This window comes from Reichenbachiella faecimaris (assembly GCF_900176375.1).
Classification (GTDB): domain Bacteria; phylum Bacteroidota; class Bacteroidia; order Cytophagales; family Cyclobacteriaceae; genus Reichenbachiella; species Reichenbachiella faecimaris.
The window spans coordinates 395,597-412,299 of sequence record NZ_FWYF01000004.1 but is presented as its reverse complement, the minus strand read 5'-3'; the positions used below and the strand labels follow the sequence as shown (position 1 = coordinate 412,299).

The window sequence follows — 16,703 nt, the reverse complement described above, 5'->3', positions numbered from 1 at the left end:
TCCATGACCAATAATCGCATTTTAATTATTGACGAAATGCACAAAAGCATTTCCCCATTGCTGAAAAAAGCTGGGTTTGATCCAGTTTATAATCCAGATATCTCTCGTGAAGAAATCATCAATCATAAGGAGCAGTTTGTTGGCTTTGTGGTAAGAAGCAAGACCAGTATAGACAAAGAACTTCTAGAAGGGCAGAAAGAATTGAAATTCATTGCTCGTGCAGGAGCAGGAGTGGATCAGTGTGATGAGGACTATTTAGCTTCAAGAAATATTGAGTTGCTCAATGCCCCAGAAGGCAATCGTGATGCCCTTGGCGAGCACGTGGTGGGTATGCTACTTTCCCTGTCCAATAATCTACGACATGGTGACATGGACGTACGCAACAAGGTTTGGGATCGTGAAGGCAACCGTGGTTTTGAAATAAGCGGCAAGACGGTTGGGATACTGGGTTATGGCAACATGGGCAGTGCTGTAGCAGAAAAGCTCAGCGGATTTGGTTGTCGTGTGATCGCTTTTGATAAGTATAAAAAAAAATATGGCGATCTATATGCGGAGCAGGTGGATATGGATGATATTTATGAACAAGCTGATATATTCAGTTTGCACATACCATTGACAGATGAAACACGAAATCTTGTTGATTTAAAATATTTGCAAAAATTCAAAAAGCCGATTGTTTTCATCAATGCGTCGCGAGGAGAGGTGGTGCCACTCAAAGATTTATTGGCTGCTATGAATGACGGAACTGTTCGTATGGCAGCCCTGGACGTGCTGGAAAATGAAAAATTACATTTCCTGACTGATGCACAGGCCAAAACTTTCAACGAGCTGATCAAAGATGATCGGGTTTTGTTTTCACCTCATGTGGGTGGCTGGTCTTTTGAGTCGTATCAAAAGATCAATGAAGTACTCGTAGACAAAATCAAGCATTTGAATTTGAGTGATGGAAAATAAGAAGCATTGGAGAGAAGCCAATAATGATCAAAAATTGGCTGAAAAGGCAAAACAAAACCAACCCCATAACTTGTTCGGCAATTAATGAATAAGATCGCTTAGACTAGACGTCCCCGTACCTCGCGAAGACGTTTAGAATTACGGTTGGATACTTAAAATTGATGCCGTCACTGCGAGCAGGTACGACAAAGCAGTCTCATCATATTTTCAGTAATCATCCTTAAATTAACCTATGCAAAAAGGTGGAGCTGTTTATATTTTGACTAATCGAAATCATTCTACTTTGTACGTTGGAGTCACTTCAGATTTGTACTCAAGAATTGTTGAACACAAGGAAAAGAAATACCCAAAGAGCTTTTCGAGCAGATACAATACGACCAAGTTGGTTTATTACGAAGGTTTTCATTCGATAGAAGAAGCTATAGTTAGAGAAAAGCAGATCAAAGGTGGTTTGAGAAAGAAAAAGGAGGATTTGATTGAAAGCATTAATCCTGAGTGGAATGATTTGTTTGATGAAGTTAGTTCTTGGTAATTGAGAATAAGATCGCTTCGTGCCTCGCGATGACGTTAATGATTTTATTCCTTTCGCTTTAGCACATGTCTTCGCGAGACAATCCATGAAGTGATAAGATAGGTTCTCACAATGGTTATCGGGATTGCGATGACGACCCTAAATTAATTTTCGTCACTGCGAGGAGGCACAACGAAGCAGTCTCATTCCTACAGACCCACATCGCAACCAAAAGATCAATTGCTTTATCCCCGTTTATTCGTTTATTTGTTGCAAATCATTCAATCTATTGGAGCAGACCAAAGACATACTGAAAAAATACTGGGGATACGATGCCTTTCGTCCTTTGCAGGAGGAGATCATCGCATCTGTATTGGTGGGCAAAGACACGCTCGCACTTCTACCTACAGGAGGAGGGAAGTCCATCTGTTTTCAGGTGCCTGGATTGATGCTTGAGGGTTTGTGTTTGGTGATCTCACCACTGATTGCGCTCATGATGGATCAGGTGCAGCAATTGAAAAAAAGAGGAATTTCAGCTGCAGCCGTTACTTCAGGAATGCCAAAGCGTGAGATTGATATCCTATTGGATAATTGCGTTTATGGTAAGGTGAAGTTTCTATATGTTTCGCCCGAGCGTTTGAAATCTGATCTTTTTATTGAAAGGTTGAAAAAAATGGAAGTGGGACTTCTGGCAGTTGATGAGGCGCATTGTATTTCGCAATGGGGTTATGATTTTCGTCCGTCGTATGTAGAAATAGCTTCTATCTACGATTATTTGTCGGACACAAAAAAAATTGCCTTAACAGCCACAGCTACAGCTGACGTGTCCAAAGATATTTGCGAGAAGTTAAACTTCAAGGAGCCCACGATATTTCAGAAGAGTTTTGCCCGCGCCAATTTGTCTTATTCTGCTTTTGAGCTAGAAAACAAAGGCCCAAAACTGATTGACATTCTGAACAATGTGAAGGGGTCTGCCATAGTCTATGTGAAGAGCAGATTAGAAACTCAGAACGTGGCGAAGTATCTCTATCAGCACGGCATTTCTTCAGATTTCTATCATGCAGGTTTAGATCCAGTTACTCGCAACAAAAAGCAGGAAGAGTGGATCAAAAATACCCGAAGAGTGATGGTGGCAACCAATGCTTTTGGAATGGGAATTGATAAGCCAGATGTTCGTGTTGTCGTGCATTTGGACTTGCCAGATTCATTGGAGGCTTATTATCAGGAAGCAGGTCGTGCTGGCCGCGACGAACGCAATGCCTTTGCTGTTTTGCTTTACAATCCCTCAGATTTATTTCGCTTGAGCGAAAATGAAAAGCACAGAAACCCTACACTTGATTATGTGCAACGTGTATACCAGGCCATTGCCAATTACTTCAAGTTGGCCACGGGCAGCAGCCAGTGGCAGAGTTATGATTTTGATTTGAAGCAGTTTGCAGCTACCTACCAACTCAACCCAAGAGAAGCTCACTTCTGTATCCAGAAGTTAGAGGAAATGGGATTGTTGCTGGTGAGTGAAAGTTTGAATAAATCTAGCACGGTGAAGTTTGCTTTAGATGGCAATGAAGTCTACAAATTCACCATATCAAATGGGGCTTATGAGCCTGTGATCAAATCAATGCTAAGACTATATGGAGGGGGACTATATGCTGATTTCACGAATGTGTCTGAGTTTGAAGTGGCCAAGTTGAGTAAGCACTCAAAGGGTGAAGTTATTAAAAAATTGCAGCTGCTAGAGCAACAAGGAGTGATCGTTTATGACCCTATGAAAACCCTGCCACAGTTGACTTACCTCACCCCAAGATTGGAGGTGTCTGCGCTCAAGAAGTTTTACAATGAAGTAGCTCCCAGGCATAAGGTTATCAAAGAGAAAGTGGAGGCAATGAAAGCCTATGCCGTAAATAAGGAGGGCTGTCGCACACGTATTTTTCAAGAATACTTCAACGAAAAAACTTATCTTAACTGTGGTGTATGTGATGTTTGTATCAAAGCAAAGAAACAGGAGAAGCTGATGGCTGCACTAGATCAAACCAAAACAGATATTATGGCTTTGGTAGCGTCAGGTCAAGATTATATTGACGAACTCAAGGAAGCGTCAGAGGTAAAGAATGACTTTGTATTTACTGAAGCCATAAGGCTGTTGATAGATGAAGGTGTAGTAAAAATGGTCGGATATGATCGCTTGGAGGTGCTTTGATAGATTGCTTATTTTCCCAAATAGAACCTAAAAACTGATAAGAGATGAAAAATATTCTGATAGCTATAATAGCCATTTTATGTTTTCAGTGTAGTAGCAAGCAGCCGTGTGAAGAAGATTTTTTCACTATTTATCTGGTGCGTCATGCGGAAAAAGATACCATTGGTAGCTCAAATGATCCAGCGCTGACTTCCTGTGGACAGGAGCGATCAGAGCAGCTTGCAGACCTATTGGAAGCTGTAGCATTGGATGCTATATATAGTAGCGATTATATTCGAACAAAAGACACTGCGAAGCCAATTGCTCAAGCTAAAAATTTAGAAATTCAATTGTATAACTCTGGTGAATTGGCTGATTTTTCAGAATTGCTATTGAAACGAAAGGAGGATGCGTTTGTAGTCGGTCATAGCAATACTACAGGTGTACTCGCAGGTTTGCTGGTCGGAAAGGAGTTGGAAGCATTTGATGAAAGTATATACAACCGAATCTATCAGGTAGTGTTTGGAAACAAAAAGGGTAAACTTCATTTGTTGCATTCCTCTTTTAGCTGTGAGTAGAATGATCAGATCTCTGCATTTAGCATTGTGAATATGTCTGTGGTAAGATTGCTGATTAGGTTTTGACCTAATTTTGATAGTTGCAAAACAAGTTTTTATCCGGCATTTATAAATAATTATTTTTCATTATCTTCTCTTCCCGTTACCTAACCAATGCAGAGCAAGAAAGGAATGAGAAGTCTAGTGTGTCTATTATTATTTACCTGCTCAGGAATCACATGGTTATGCGCTCAGTCGCCAGCGTTTGATCCTAAAAAATCGCTTGAAGATATTAGCATTTCTCAATGGACGACAAATCAAGGACTTCCATCCAATAATACAAATGCAGTATATCAAGATTCAAATGGCCTCATTTGGATAGCGTCCAATAATGGATTCATGATCTATGATGGGGAAAGAATTGAAACCTATGATAAGAACAGATTGTCATTCTTGGAGAATGATGGATTCTATGCCATCACTGAAAACCATGAAGGCACCATATTTATTGCCAGTAAGGGAGATGGTTTGGTTCAATACAAAAATGGAATATTTAATCTGTATGAACCCGTAGGCATAAGCATGCCAAAATCAATTCGATCTATTTATGTTTCCTCGGACAGTAGCTTATATCTGGGAGCCAATTATCAAGGCTTTTACCAAGTAAAAAATGATACGATCATAAAACTGACAGATGAGCTATTTGATAAATCTATCATTAGATCAATCATAGAAGATGCTGATAAAAATATATGGTTTGGTACGGAGGATAGCGGTCTACATAAGCTTTTGGCAGATGACGTTCTGAGTTTCGACGTAGCCAAGGGGTTGGTAAGTAATAACGTACGCTGCCTGTCTGTTTCCGAAGGCAAATTATATATTGGGACGTCGAGAGGCCTGCAATGGATGGATCAAGATTTGAGTTTTAATGAGGTTCTTCCCCTAAAAAATACCACAGTCAACACGTTGATAATTGATGCATGGAATATGATATGGGTGGGATCTGAAAATGGATTAGGCCGCTGGAATAAGTCCAATAATAGATTGGAATGGTTGTCGACCAAGCATGATGTAGACCTGGTCAGAGTGACCTCAATGATCATGGACGAAGAACATCAAATTTGGATTTCTTCAAACAGGTCAGGCTTGGTGCAAATCAGGGAAAGTAAGGTGTCAAACCTGGCTAGACCTACCTTATCAAGTGATAGGATCAATATCATTCACGAATCATGGAATGGAAATTTGTACATAGGGACTGATGCCAATCGAGTAGATGTATTTGATGGCGAAGAATATAGTGTAATGCCCATCAAAACAAATCTAAATGGAAATGGGGTTCGAGATATATTTCATGATCGAGATGGCTCTTTTTGGTTGGCAACCTATATTGGAGTCATCCATATCAACAAAGGTCGGGAGATTTTATATTCTACTGCTAGTGGAATGCCAGCTGATAATTTTCGGGTGATTCTAAAAGACCAAAGCGGTAATTTTTGGTTTGGCACTCGATCAGGCGGATTGGTTAAGTTTAAAGGAGGTAAAATCGAACGGGTGTATGCCAATGGCTCAGGGTTGGAATCGAATTTTGTATTTTCAATAGCAGAGTCAAAACAAGGTGAAATATATGTAGGAACCTTTGGTGGTGGGCTAACGATCATCATGCAGGATGGCTCAACGCGCACTCATCATTTAGGCAAGGATGATTCTGGGCTTCTCTTTTTTAATGTTGATTTTGACTCACTTCAGCACGCATTTATTACGACTAACAATGGCCTGTTGTATTTTGAAAATGATAGCCTCCAAGAAGTTAAATTGCAGTCAGATCAACGTAGCAATACATTTTTTGATTTGGTAATAGATAACCAAAAGCATCTCTGGTTGACAACCAACTTAGGTGTGTTACAAATTAAGAAATCAGATTGGAGGAGGTTTCAAAACAAAGAAATCAATGAAATACCCTACTTCACTATTGATCAAAGTAGCGGGATGAATTCGGAAGAATGTACTGGAGCCACCAGGTCAAATAAAATCTCTAATGGCAACATATATGTACCCACGTTGGGTGGAGTGGTCATTATCAATCCCAAAACTTTTAAGCGCGACAATTATATCCCCAGGGTAAGTATTCGACAAATGATTGTGGATGATCAAGCGATAAATATTAATAACCAAGTCGTTGAATGTACGCCAGGTACCTCCAGATACAGGTTTGATTTTAGTGTCTTGAGTTTTACCTCTCCAGATAGAAATCAATTTAAGTACAAACTGGAAGGATATGATAATGACTGGAGTGGTGCTACCTATGACGGAAGCGTTGAATATACCAATTTGTCTCCAGGTGACTATACCTTTAGAGTAATCGGGACCAATGATGGTTATGTGTGGAATACAGAAGGAGATGCTCTTAGCTTTAGTGTGCTACCGTTTTATTATGAAACGATATGGTTCATCGTGTTGTGTGTTGTATTGGTAGGACTAGTTATATTCTTATTCTTCAGGTGGCGTGTAGCCTTCATTAATAATCAAAATCTAGAACTCCGAAAAGTCAATGCCGAATTGGATCGATTTGTATATAGCGCCTCTCACGAAATGCGTTCACCACTGTCATCTATACTGGGGCTGATCAATGTGGCCACATTAGATAAATCGCCAAACAAAGAAGAATACCTGAATTATATCAAATTAAGCGTACAGCGATTAGATTCCTTGCTTAGAGATATAGTAGATCATTCGAAAAACGCTCGGTTGGAAATAGAAGTGGAACCAATAGATGTCAAAGTTCAGGTGGAAGAAATCCTTCAGGATATTAGTTTCTTAGATAATTATTCTAAAATAAAACACAACATTGAATGTCTAGTTGAGTCGTCGTTTCATTCAGATTCGAAGCGATTGAAAATAGTCTTGAGCAACTTGATTACAAATGCTTTCAAACATCACTCACCTGATGAATCTGATAATCCATTTGTGAATATCCGCATGGAACGGACTGAAGATGGTCTGCGAATAAAAATTTCAGATAATGGTCCTGGGATTGAAGAGGAGGAGCAGGGCAAGATCTTTAATATGTTCTACAGAGCGACGCACAAAAGCGAAGGAACTGGCCTGGGTTTGTATCTGGTTAAAGAAATCGTAGAGAATCTGAAGGGAACGATAGAAGTTGAGTCTGTGGTTGGGAAGGGCACTGCTTTTGTGATTGAGCTCCCAGATTTAAGGGACAAGATTTCCTGAAGTCAAAAGTCTACTTCGTCCGCTCGATAGTAAACTGCACCAACTGCTCTAGTGATAGGCGAGCGGGAGAATCAGGGAAGGTTTTGAGCATTTGGATGGCATCTGTGTGGTAGGTATTCATCACATCTGTAGCATAAGCCAGTCCTTGCTTCTCTTTCACAAAATCAATCACTTCATTCACCTTTTTGGTGTTTTCGCTGTGCTTTTTGATGATACGCTTGATGCCACTCTTTTCAGAACTGGTGGCTTGATTGAGTGCGTAGATCAGAGGCAGTGTCATTTTCTTTTCTCGGATATCTATGCCTAAAGGTTTGCCAATCTCCTGCGTGCCATAGTCGAAGAGATCATCTTTGATTTGAAAGGCCATACCTACCTTTTCTCCAAACTCACCCATGGTTTGGACAGTCACAGGATCAGCGCCTGTGGAAGCTGCTCCCACTGCGCAGCAGGCCTTGATCAAACTAGCAGTCTTCTGACGAATCACTTCATAGTAGACCTCTTCTGTGATGTCCAGTTTCTTGGCTTTTTCCATCTGAAGCAATTCCCCTTCGCTCATCTCTCTGATGGCTTCAGAGACCAGCTTGAGCAAATCAAAATCTTCATTGTCAATAGATAATAACATGCCTCTGGAAAGCAGGAAGTCTCCCACCAAGACGGCAATTTTATTCTTCCATAGTGCATTCACAGAAAAGAAACCTCTGCGGTAGGTAGAATCATCTACTACGTCGTCATGGACAAGTGTAGCAGTATGTAAAAGTTCGATGAGAGACGCTCCACGATATGAAGCCTCAGAAACATTGCCAGTAGTGGCAGCGCTTAGAAAAACAAATAAGGGGCGCATTTGCTTGCCTTTTCGTTTCACGATGTAAGCCATTATTTTGTCCAAAAGCATGACATTGCTTTTCATGGACTGCCTGAATTTTTTTTCAAATTCAGCCATTTCATTGGCTACAGGGGATTGGATGTCTTTTATTCTAAGCGCCATTATTTGGCCGCAAATTAACACAATGAGGGATTAGACTGAAAATAAATAGAAGGTTCTTTATAATTATTTCAATAATGAGATCAGGATGCTGATATTTGGTTTTATACTAAAAAACCTAAGTACAATTAATATTTTTAAAAAGATGAAATGAAAATAAGGTGATACATGGTTTGTTGCCTATTTTGTCAGAAATGGCAAAAGCACCTGCTACGGCAATATCGCATGATATACTCATCGAACTCAGGCTTAAAATCAAATAGATGATAAAAAAAGAATTTATACTCACTTCTAAACACCACGAAAGGCCGTTTGCAATAGATTTTAGATATGTGCCTGATGGCAATCACAAGCCAGTGATACTATTTGTACATGGGTTCAAGGGATTTAAGGACGCGATGCATTTCAATATGATTGCTGATCAAATGGCTGAGGCAGGGTTTGTTTACATGAAAATAAATTTATCTCACAATGGGGTGACTCCTGAGCACCCACAAGAATTTGTTGATTTAGAAGCTTTCGCTAATAACAATTTCAGTATCGAACTGGATGATATAAGTGTAGCCATTGATTGTATAGCCAGTGGTGGATTGGATATGGCATCAGCAGAGATTGATTTGACCAGACTTTATTTAGCTGGACATAGCAGAGGAGGAGCAGTGAGTATCTTAAAAGCTTGTGAGGACGATAGAATCAAAAAACTAGTGACTTGGGCGGCCGTACCTGATTTAGAAAGGTTTTGGTCAGATGAGTTTCTTGTTGAGTGGAAAGAGAAGGGTGTACAGTATATCAAAAATGCCCGCACCCATCAGGACATGCCACTCAATTATCAGATGGTAGACGATTTTGAACAAAACTCAGAGCGATTCAGAATAGGTAGTCAATTGACCAAGCTAAAGATTCCTTTTCTAGCCATTCATGGAGATGCTGATGAGACTGTGCCAGTGGAATCATTATTGATGCTAAAGAGTTTTTATCCTGAAGTTCAGGTTTTGCAGATTGCTGGGGCCGCCCACACTTTTGGAGGCAAACATCCCTGGACGGAACCTAATCTTCCGAAACATACACAAGTCTTGGTAGAGCGAATGATGAGCTTCTTAAAAGCAGATTGATGCAGCCTATTTTATTGAAATGTTATCTGGGAAAGGGTGGAGATGCTCAAAACATGCTGGTACTGTATGATCGAATACTGGTTGTCATATTTAAGGGTAAAAGGGTAGACTTCCCTTTGTCTTCTATTAAGGGGTTGGTGATTAGCAGAAAAAAATTGATCATTCCCTTGGTCATAGGAGGAATAGGGACATGCTTTTCCTGGCTGGCCTTGTCTTTGGGTTGGTATCATTATCAAACCAATCTGCTCTTGGTTTTTTTGTTTTTTGGCTGGATGTATTACGGCTTTATTGGAAAAGATGGATTGGAACTATTGGAAGGAAAGGATCGTCATGTTTTTTTGATTAAAGCCAATCATTTTGTGCTCAATACGTTTTTGAAATTCACCAAAGCGCGCATGTATCAAGCACCTGCTCAGAGAGAATCTATCAGTTTTCATTTGTCATCAAAAAAAGATTGGGAAGCCCAAGGTCAGAGCACGCTTTACAAGCATCCATCTTTAGAAAGTGAAGGATTTATTCATACGTCATATCTTTCAGAATTGAGAACTACCTATGAGCAATACTTTAAACCAGATGATCAACTGGTGTTGTTAGGTATTGATTTGTCTAAGGTAGAAGCAGAGGTAAAAATTAATGAAGTACCCTCACGTGGAACACTTTTTCCTCATATTTATGGCAAGTTGAACAAGTCTGCGATTGTCTTTCTACGTGCTATTGAATCTGCTCAAGATCTTGATTTTAAAACCATTGAATAGTTTTGTCGTAATATTGCGATTATGGGATTATCTAAAACTGAAAAATTCTCTGAACATCAGAACGAATTGGCGACCATGTCCAAGGCTTTGGGACATCCTGCCAGAATTGCCATTTTGGAGTATTTGCTCAAAGCCAACACGTGTATTTGTGGTGATATTGTAGGGGAATTGGGTTTGGCACAGGCTACAGTTTCTCAGCATTTGAAAGAATTGAAAAATCTGGGGATCATCAAAGGCAACATAGAAGGGACGAGTACTTGCTATTGTATTGATTCTGAAAAGTGGGAATCCATTTCTGATAGCTTCTCACAGTTTTTTGATCAGCGTGCCGCATGTGACCCAGGTGGTTGTTGCTAACTCTATTTTCTCTCTCTTGGGAGCTTATCTTGTATGAGCTCTAGTGCCGCATAGGCTTTGTGGTCTATACCCGCCTTATAAGGGTGCTTTTTGTAGGACATGGCCTTCTCGTAGTAAAACTCTGCTTTTTTGTAGTCCTTTCTTGATTCATAAATGTAGCCCGTATACAAGCAGGCAGATGGTGCAAAGTACCAGTTTTCCTTGCCCGCTTTTTTGATCGCATTCAGGTAGTTGAATATGGCATCTTGATTCCTGCCCGTTTTGTCGTACAATCTGGCGTAACGATAGAAATACTCAGATTCGTCTTTTTTATCCGCCAATGAGCCCTGTTGGATGTTTTTCAGCGCCTGATTAGCCAGTCCAAAATATCCACCATCTGTAGCTAATCTCGCTTTCATCAGAAGTGGATTAGGGTATTTGTCTTCTTCAAGAATGCTACTTGCATTTCTATCAGCAGAAGCAAATGTACGACCCGATTCTTGTGCTTTGTTCCAATGAATTTCAGCCATTTTTTCATTGCCTTCCAGCCAATAACTCAAGAAGATTTTGAACCAAGTGTCCTTTACATAATTCCTTCCATCATACTGATTCAAAAATTTGGACAAATGATATCTAGCTAATGGATATTGTTGTTTTTGCATATAAATATCACCAAGCTTATAGTACACGTTATCTATTTGATGATACTCTGCACTGGTGAATAGAAGCTTGCGCAAATTGGGTAGTGCCTGCTCACTCTTGGCGTATTTGATCAGTGCAGTATTGTATAAGTAGTTGACTATCAGATTATCCTTGTGTGTCTTTTTCAATTCATCCAATAGAGAAAGCGTTTGTTCTTCTTTATTTAGAATATTGACAGCAATTAATGTTTTTATCAAGCCTGTTTCTAGCCAGTAAGGGCTATCTGGTTGAATTCGATTGAGTTCGTCCCAGCCTAGGATGGAGTTGCCTTTGATCCCAAATAGTCGCAATATCCAATGGTAGCTTTCGGGCACTACTGCAAATAAGACATGCAGTGAGCCATAAGCTTTGTAATTGGCCACGAAATCGGGATGTTTCTCAATATTTTTCTCAACATAGTTGTAGGCCGTTTTTAGCGACATACCCGCTTTCATGTCTTCCTCAAACATGATTTTGACAATGGCCCATTGAATTCTTATTTCGGCATTATAGTATCTGTAGTGAGGATCAGACTCCTCCATTTCTCTCAGGCCATCCAGGTTGTCCTCTTCACTATCCTGGTATTTTTTGTAGAGTTTGGGGTCTTCTGTAATCAAGATTTCCACCACGTCTGCCAGGCTTTTTACATAGTGGTAGTGTCCGAGTTGCGCGTGGTTAGGGATCACCTGATTGAGCTTGGCCCGCCCGCTTTCTATTTTGAGACGCAGCACGTCGTGATAGGCATCATAAATTTCAGGATGGTCTTTTATGCTTTGGGCAAGCGCTTGATCGAAGGCAAGAAGGGTGAAAAACAAAAAAAGGTGAGACATGCCCACCTTTATAAAATTTATATGTTTTTGAAGTGTCTTCAAATCAGCTTATTTCTTTGCTGCTGCCTTTCTTCTTGTTCTGGTTGGCTTTTTCTCTTCTATCACTACTTCCTCTACATCTGCCAATACTCTGCCACAGTGCTCACACACGATCAGTTTTTTCTTCTCTCTGATCTCAGCTTGCTTTTGAGGAGGTACAATGTTGAAGCATCCGCCACAAGCGTCTCTCTTTACAGGAACAACTGCTAGACCATTTCTTACATTTTTTCTGATCTTATTATAAGATAGTAATAAACGCTCTTCAATGCCTTTAGAAGCTTTCTCTCTTCCTTTGAGCAGCTTGTCTTCTTCTTCTTGACTCTCAGTAGTGATATTGTCCAATTCACCCTTCTTACTATCAAGATCTTTTTTCCTTTCTTCTAGCGCATTTTTCGTGTCAGCGATCTCCTCATTTTTAGACTCAATGTTAGCATAAGCTTCTTTGATTCTTTTTTCAAGAATTTGAATCTCCAACTGCTGCAATTCTACCTCTTTGGTAATTGCATCATATTCTCTGTTGTTTCTAACATTCATCTGCTGCTCCTCATATTTCGTAATGAGTTTTTCAGAGTCTTTGATAGCAGTTTTGTTGTTAGAAATAGCCAACTCTAATTCTTCGATTTGACTGTTGTGATTGTTTACCCTAGTTTCATATCCGGTAATCTCATCTTCGAGATCCATCACTTCCTCAGGCAAAGCCCCTCTGACTTTTATTAATTCATCTAGTTGTGAATCTATTGATTGTAATTTTGTAAGAGCTTCGAGCTTTTTTGCTACCGTACTTTCCATGTATTTTAAAAGTATTTTATAGGATTTGTATCCACCTCGGATAAATTGAGTGCAATATTAGCGAATTTTTCTTTTAAAAAATTGCAAATCAATTCTTTTGTAAATACCTCACTTTCATAATGTCCGATATCCGCAATGATTATTTTTTGATCAGCGTCAAAAAACTCATGGTACTTAAAATCAGCAGTAATAAATACGTCAGCACCAGCACCTTTGGCATGACCCAAAAGGAAGCTTCCTGAGCCACCACATACAGCTATTCTTGTGACTTCTTTTTTATTGAATTCTGTGTGGCGAATGACCTTCAAGTTGAACCTTTCTTTGAGTAATTGCATCAAGGACTCTATGGGCAATGGTGATTCTAATTCGCCAACCATGCCAGATCCTACTTCTTGATTTTCATTTTCTAAAGCAGTTAAGTAATACGCTACTTCTTCATAAGGGTGAGCCTTTTTCAATGCAGACACAACTTTGTGTTTGATATGAGATGGGAAGATTCCCTCTATTCTGGATTCATTTACTGACTCGCGTACATTGTTTTTTCCTATAGTAGGATTGGCTTGATCGTTTGGTCGGAAGGTTCCTGTTCCTATGACTTGAAAGCTACATTCATCATAATTGCCAATATGCCCGAGACCAGATTTGTATAACACATCCAGTACGGATTGGGCATCATCAGTAGGAACAAAAGTCACCAACTTACTCAATAGGCCTGACTTTGGTGCAAGAATTTTGCAATTGGAGAGTCCTAGGCGCTCACATATTTTTCTATTGACTCCCGTGTTTACATTATCGAGATTCGTATGAATACTGAAGATAGCAATGTCGTTTTTGATGGCTTTGACAACTGTCCGCTCCACATAGTTTTTGCCAGTGAAGGATTTGAGACCTTTAAAAACGATAGGATGATGCGCCACAATTAGGTTCGCTTTTTTATCTATGGCTTCCTGAACGACTGCTTCCGTACAATCCAGGCTCACCACTATGCCAGTAAGTTCAGCATCCACATTTCCTGTGATCAATCTGGCATTGTCATAAGATTCCTGATAGGCAGGTGGCGCCCATTGATTAAGCTCATCAATGATTTCGTTTATCTTCATAATTCTTAAATATAAGAAATGTCACGTTTAGCTTTTGCTAAATTAATGAGCCAAGAGGGTCAGATTACTACGGACACCATTAATTTTGGCGAATGATTTCAAAATGGAGATATATATGGTTGCCGCTGGCAGCCGTCAACTGGTTTAGAGGAGCGTTGAGAAATCGATTGTTTGATCTCGGAGTTTGGAAGTCCGTGGAGTTTGAAGTCCCAGTTGTGCAAGTGGGTTCTTTGGCTTCAGAGGCTACCTTAGGATTTTCAAGATACATTCAAAACTTGATAGATGGAGCACTTCATGTGAACAGATACAAGCTGTACGAATTTGGATTGGAAAAGAAAGAGTCATTGAATTATTGCACTGTACTATCAGGAGATAAGACTTTTTGTTCGAGCCATAAGGTGCTGGGACTATCAGAATGGTATCAATACCATCCAGATACTTCTGCTTTTGTTATGAATGGTGAATTCATCCGAAATGAAGTCAGGCCTGAATGCCGTATTTTGATTACTAATTACAGCCGACCATTTCATGCTGACAGTCTTTTCCCTGTGGGGCACCTCAAGGCACCCAAAGCTGCTGCTAAAACTGCGAATGTTGTAGTGGTCTGTCAAACACCTGAGACGGCAGATTGCCAAAAGATGGAATTGAATTTGCTGCCATATTTAAAGCCAGAAGCCAAAGTGTATTTCATCAAAAATTCAATGGAATCATTAAAGTCATTTAATTCAGTTGATAAAATAGAATTTATATCAGATCGTGATAACTTTGAGCTCTCGATTTTGAACCTCTTGCCAAACGCAAATCCGGATAGTGAATAGATTACTCTTTTTTGTTTTAGTATGCTTATCGACCCAGAGTTGGTCGCAAATCTTGGATGACAGTACTGAACTAGTCTATGGCCCCACTACTTCCAGATACATGTTTGAAAGGGATCTTAGGCATAGTGATACACTGTATCATCACATAGACACGGCCATTCACAATCTGGAGCGTTTTGAATTTAAGGACAAAACAGAAACGATTTATCAGGATTTGGGAAATAATGGGACGGCCATGCGACCCATTTATTATGCTGAGTCCAGTACAATAGGGCGTACGACAGGATTTGAGTCTTATACGCCCTATGTGAAGCAGGTAAATGATTTTAAGTACTATGATACCAAATCTCCATTTATGGAACTCAATGTGGCTTTTGGTGGTAAGGGTAGAAATGTAGTCGATTTCAGCTTTTCAAGAAATATCAATGCCCAATGGAATATCGGGTTTGATGTTCATAAAATTTCAGCTTTTAAATTGATTGGTTCATCCTCTTTGAGAGAGACACAAATTTCAGGAACTGGCGTAGACCTCTATACCTTCCATAGCTCGAAGAATTCTAAATATCATTTGATGTTTCATGCCTATAAGTTTGAGCACAAAGCGACGGAGTCAGGTGGAATTTTTGTAGAAGATGATGCAGAAGAACGTGATTTTTTTCAGTATCAGGATTCTGATGTGTTTTTGCGTACGGCGGCCAGCTATGATACACGAACGAGACTTCATCTGTATCAGGAATATTCTGTTGCAGAGTTTTTTGAAGTATATGCTGTGGCCAGCCGAATCAATATAGAGAATCGTTTTGAGGATACACAATTGACCACTGTAGATGCACAAGGTACCCCGTATTACTATGACGACTTTCTAATTAGAACAGACTCCACCTTGGATGCTTCGCTCTTCAATGAGTGGCGAGTAGAAGCGGGATTGAAAGGAAGAGTAGGTAAGCGAATTTTCTATTCTGGGTATGTGAAACGTCGTGACATTGATTTTAACTACAGATACCTCGATACCTTTGGACATACAGCCGAAAATTATCTTGGCGGAGACATCAAACTTTATGTGACAAAAAGTAATGCACTAAGCGGAAAAATCGAAGTGATGGATGGGGGACAATATTATTTTTCTGGAAGGTATGAAAACAACTTTCTGAGAGCACAATATACCTCCAGAAAGTATTTGCCTTCCTATATGTCTGAGCGATATTTTGGCAATCATAATGAATGGTCGAATAGTTTTGAGGACATTTTGTCAAACACCATTTCAGGCTCACTATTTCATGCGTTTTCTTTTGTCAGACTGGAGCCAGAGGTGAAAATATCTACCATTGACAACTATGTCTATTTCGGAGAGGACAAACTACCTGCTCAAAATTCAGCTGTTGCATTGGTCAATAACTATTCATTGAGATCAGATTTCTTTTTGGGTAAACACTTCAAACTAGAAAATAAAGTGATTTTCAATAATGTAGCTGGTGATGGCGCAGATGCCATTCGCACGCCCGACTGGAACTACATGGGTAAGTGGTATTATGACAACATTATTTTCAACAACTATATGGAAATGCAGTTGGGGGTTAATTTACGCTGGCAGTCTGCTTATTTTGCCAATGCTTACGATCCAGTAACCCAACAGTTTTATGTCCAAAATGAATTTGAAGCTTCTTCTTTCTGGACAGCTGATTTGTTTTTCGTGATGAAAGCCCAAAAGCTGAGTCTTTGGGCTAAATTCAAATACCTCAATCAGAAAAAAGAAGATGGGTATTTTGAGACACCTTACTATCCTGCAACTAGAAAAATGATTGATTTAGGACTGAGGTGGCATTTTTATGATTGAT

At 39.7% G+C, this 16,703-nt stretch carries 14 protein-coding genes; 10 read left to right on the top strand and 4 right to left on the bottom strand.

The window, feature by feature from the left end; translation table 11 throughout:
* Positions 1-3 precede the first annotated feature (3 nt).
* The 5 genes from B9A58_RS18380 to B9A58_RS18360 all read left to right on the top strand — a co-directional run bounded on the left by B9A58_RS18380 (position 4) and on the right by B9A58_RS18360 (position 7,426).
* Positions 4-954, top strand: coding sequence for an NAD(P)-dependent oxidoreductase (locus tag B9A58_RS18380; protein WP_084374336.1), 951 nt, complete (start codon positions 4-6; stop codon positions 952-954).
* Between the two features lie 232 nt (positions 955-1,186).
* Positions 1,187-1,486 carry a GIY-YIG nuclease family protein gene (locus tag B9A58_RS18375; RefSeq protein ID WP_084374335.1) on the top strand — a complete coding sequence of 100 codons (300 nt, stop codon included), beginning with the start codon at positions 1,187-1,189 and terminating at the stop codon, positions 1,484-1,486.
* 268 nt (positions 1,487-1,754) lie between these two features.
* Positions 1,755-3,662, top strand: a complete 1,908-nt coding sequence (locus B9A58_RS18370) for a RecQ family ATP-dependent DNA helicase (RefSeq protein ID WP_084374334.1) — start codon at positions 1,755-1,757, stop codon at positions 3,660-3,662.
* Between the two features lie 44 nt (positions 3,663-3,706).
* Positions 3,707-4,219: a SixA phosphatase family protein gene (locus B9A58_RS18365; RefSeq protein ID WP_084374333.1), complete on the top strand. Its 513-nt coding sequence runs from the start codon at positions 3,707-3,709 to the stop codon at positions 4,217-4,219.
* A gap of 153 nt (positions 4,220-4,372) precedes the next feature.
* Positions 4,373-7,426 (top strand): sensor histidine kinase, encoded by a 3,054-nt coding sequence (locus tag B9A58_RS18360; RefSeq protein WP_084374332.1) that lies wholly within the window; start codon positions 4,373-4,375, stop codon positions 7,424-7,426.
* 10 nt (positions 7,427-7,436) lie between these two features.
* On the opposite strand, the gene B9A58_RS18355 is transcribed toward B9A58_RS18360, so the two are convergent.
* Positions 7,437-8,411, bottom strand: a complete 975-nt coding sequence (locus tag B9A58_RS18355; RefSeq protein ID WP_084374331.1) for a polyprenyl synthetase family protein — start codon at positions 8,409-8,411, stop codon at positions 7,437-7,439.
* Positions 8,412-8,671: 260 nt separating this feature from the next.
* Here B9A58_RS18355 and B9A58_RS18350 point away from each other — a divergent pair, with 260 nt between their 5' ends.
* The 3 genes from B9A58_RS18350 to B9A58_RS18340 are packed head-to-tail and all read left to right on the top strand — an operon-like array spanning position 8,672 to position 10,632.
* Positions 8,672-9,520 carry an alpha/beta hydrolase family protein gene (locus B9A58_RS18350; RefSeq protein ID WP_084374330.1) on the top strand — a complete coding sequence of 283 codons (849 nt, stop codon included), beginning with the start codon at positions 8,672-8,674 and terminating at the stop codon, positions 9,518-9,520.
* Complete coding sequence (locus B9A58_RS18345) at positions 9,520-10,275, top strand: DUF952 domain-containing protein (protein ID WP_084374329.1); 756 nt, start codon at positions 9,520-9,522, stop codon at positions 10,273-10,275. Before B9A58_RS18350 ends, B9A58_RS18345 begins: the two co-directional genes overlap by 1 nt.
* A 21-nt stretch (positions 10,276-10,296) precedes the next feature.
* On the top strand, positions 10,297-10,632 hold the full coding sequence (locus B9A58_RS18340; RefSeq protein ID WP_084374328.1) for an ArsR/SmtB family transcription factor: 336 nt from the start codon (positions 10,297-10,299) through the stop codon (positions 10,630-10,632).
* Positions 10,633-10,634: 2 nt separating this feature from the next.
* On the opposite strand, the gene B9A58_RS18335 is transcribed toward B9A58_RS18340, so the two are convergent.
* The 3 genes from B9A58_RS18335 to B9A58_RS18325 are packed head-to-tail and all read right to left on the bottom strand — an operon-like array spanning position 10,635 to position 14,050.
* Complete coding sequence (locus B9A58_RS18335) at positions 10,635-12,122, bottom strand: tetratricopeptide repeat protein (RefSeq protein ID WP_084374327.1); 1,488 nt, start codon at positions 12,120-12,122, stop codon at positions 10,635-10,637.
* Positions 12,123-12,170: 48 nt separating this feature from the next.
* Positions 12,171-12,950 carry a zinc ribbon domain-containing protein gene (locus B9A58_RS18330; RefSeq protein ID WP_084374326.1) on the bottom strand — a complete coding sequence of 260 codons (780 nt, stop codon included), beginning with the start codon at positions 12,948-12,950 and terminating at the stop codon, positions 12,171-12,173.
* 5 nt (positions 12,951-12,955) lie between these two features.
* Positions 12,956-14,050, bottom strand: coding sequence for a Nif3-like dinuclear metal center hexameric protein (locus tag B9A58_RS18325; protein ID WP_084374325.1), 1,095 nt, complete (start codon positions 14,048-14,050; stop codon positions 12,956-12,958).
* 92 nt (positions 14,051-14,142) lie between these two features.
* On the opposite strand from B9A58_RS18325, the gene B9A58_RS18320 reads away from it, so the two are divergent.
* The gene (locus B9A58_RS18320; RefSeq protein WP_084374324.1) at positions 14,143-14,868 is read left to right on the top strand and encodes a hypothetical protein; all 726 of its coding nucleotides are present in this window, start codon (positions 14,143-14,145) and stop codon (positions 14,866-14,868) included.
* 52 nt (positions 14,869-14,920) lie between these two features.
* On the top strand, positions 14,921-16,702 hold the full coding sequence (locus B9A58_RS18315; RefSeq protein ID WP_084374323.1) for a putative porin: 1,782 nt from the start codon (positions 14,921-14,923) through the stop codon (positions 16,700-16,702).
* Position 16,703: the final 1 nt, after the last annotated feature.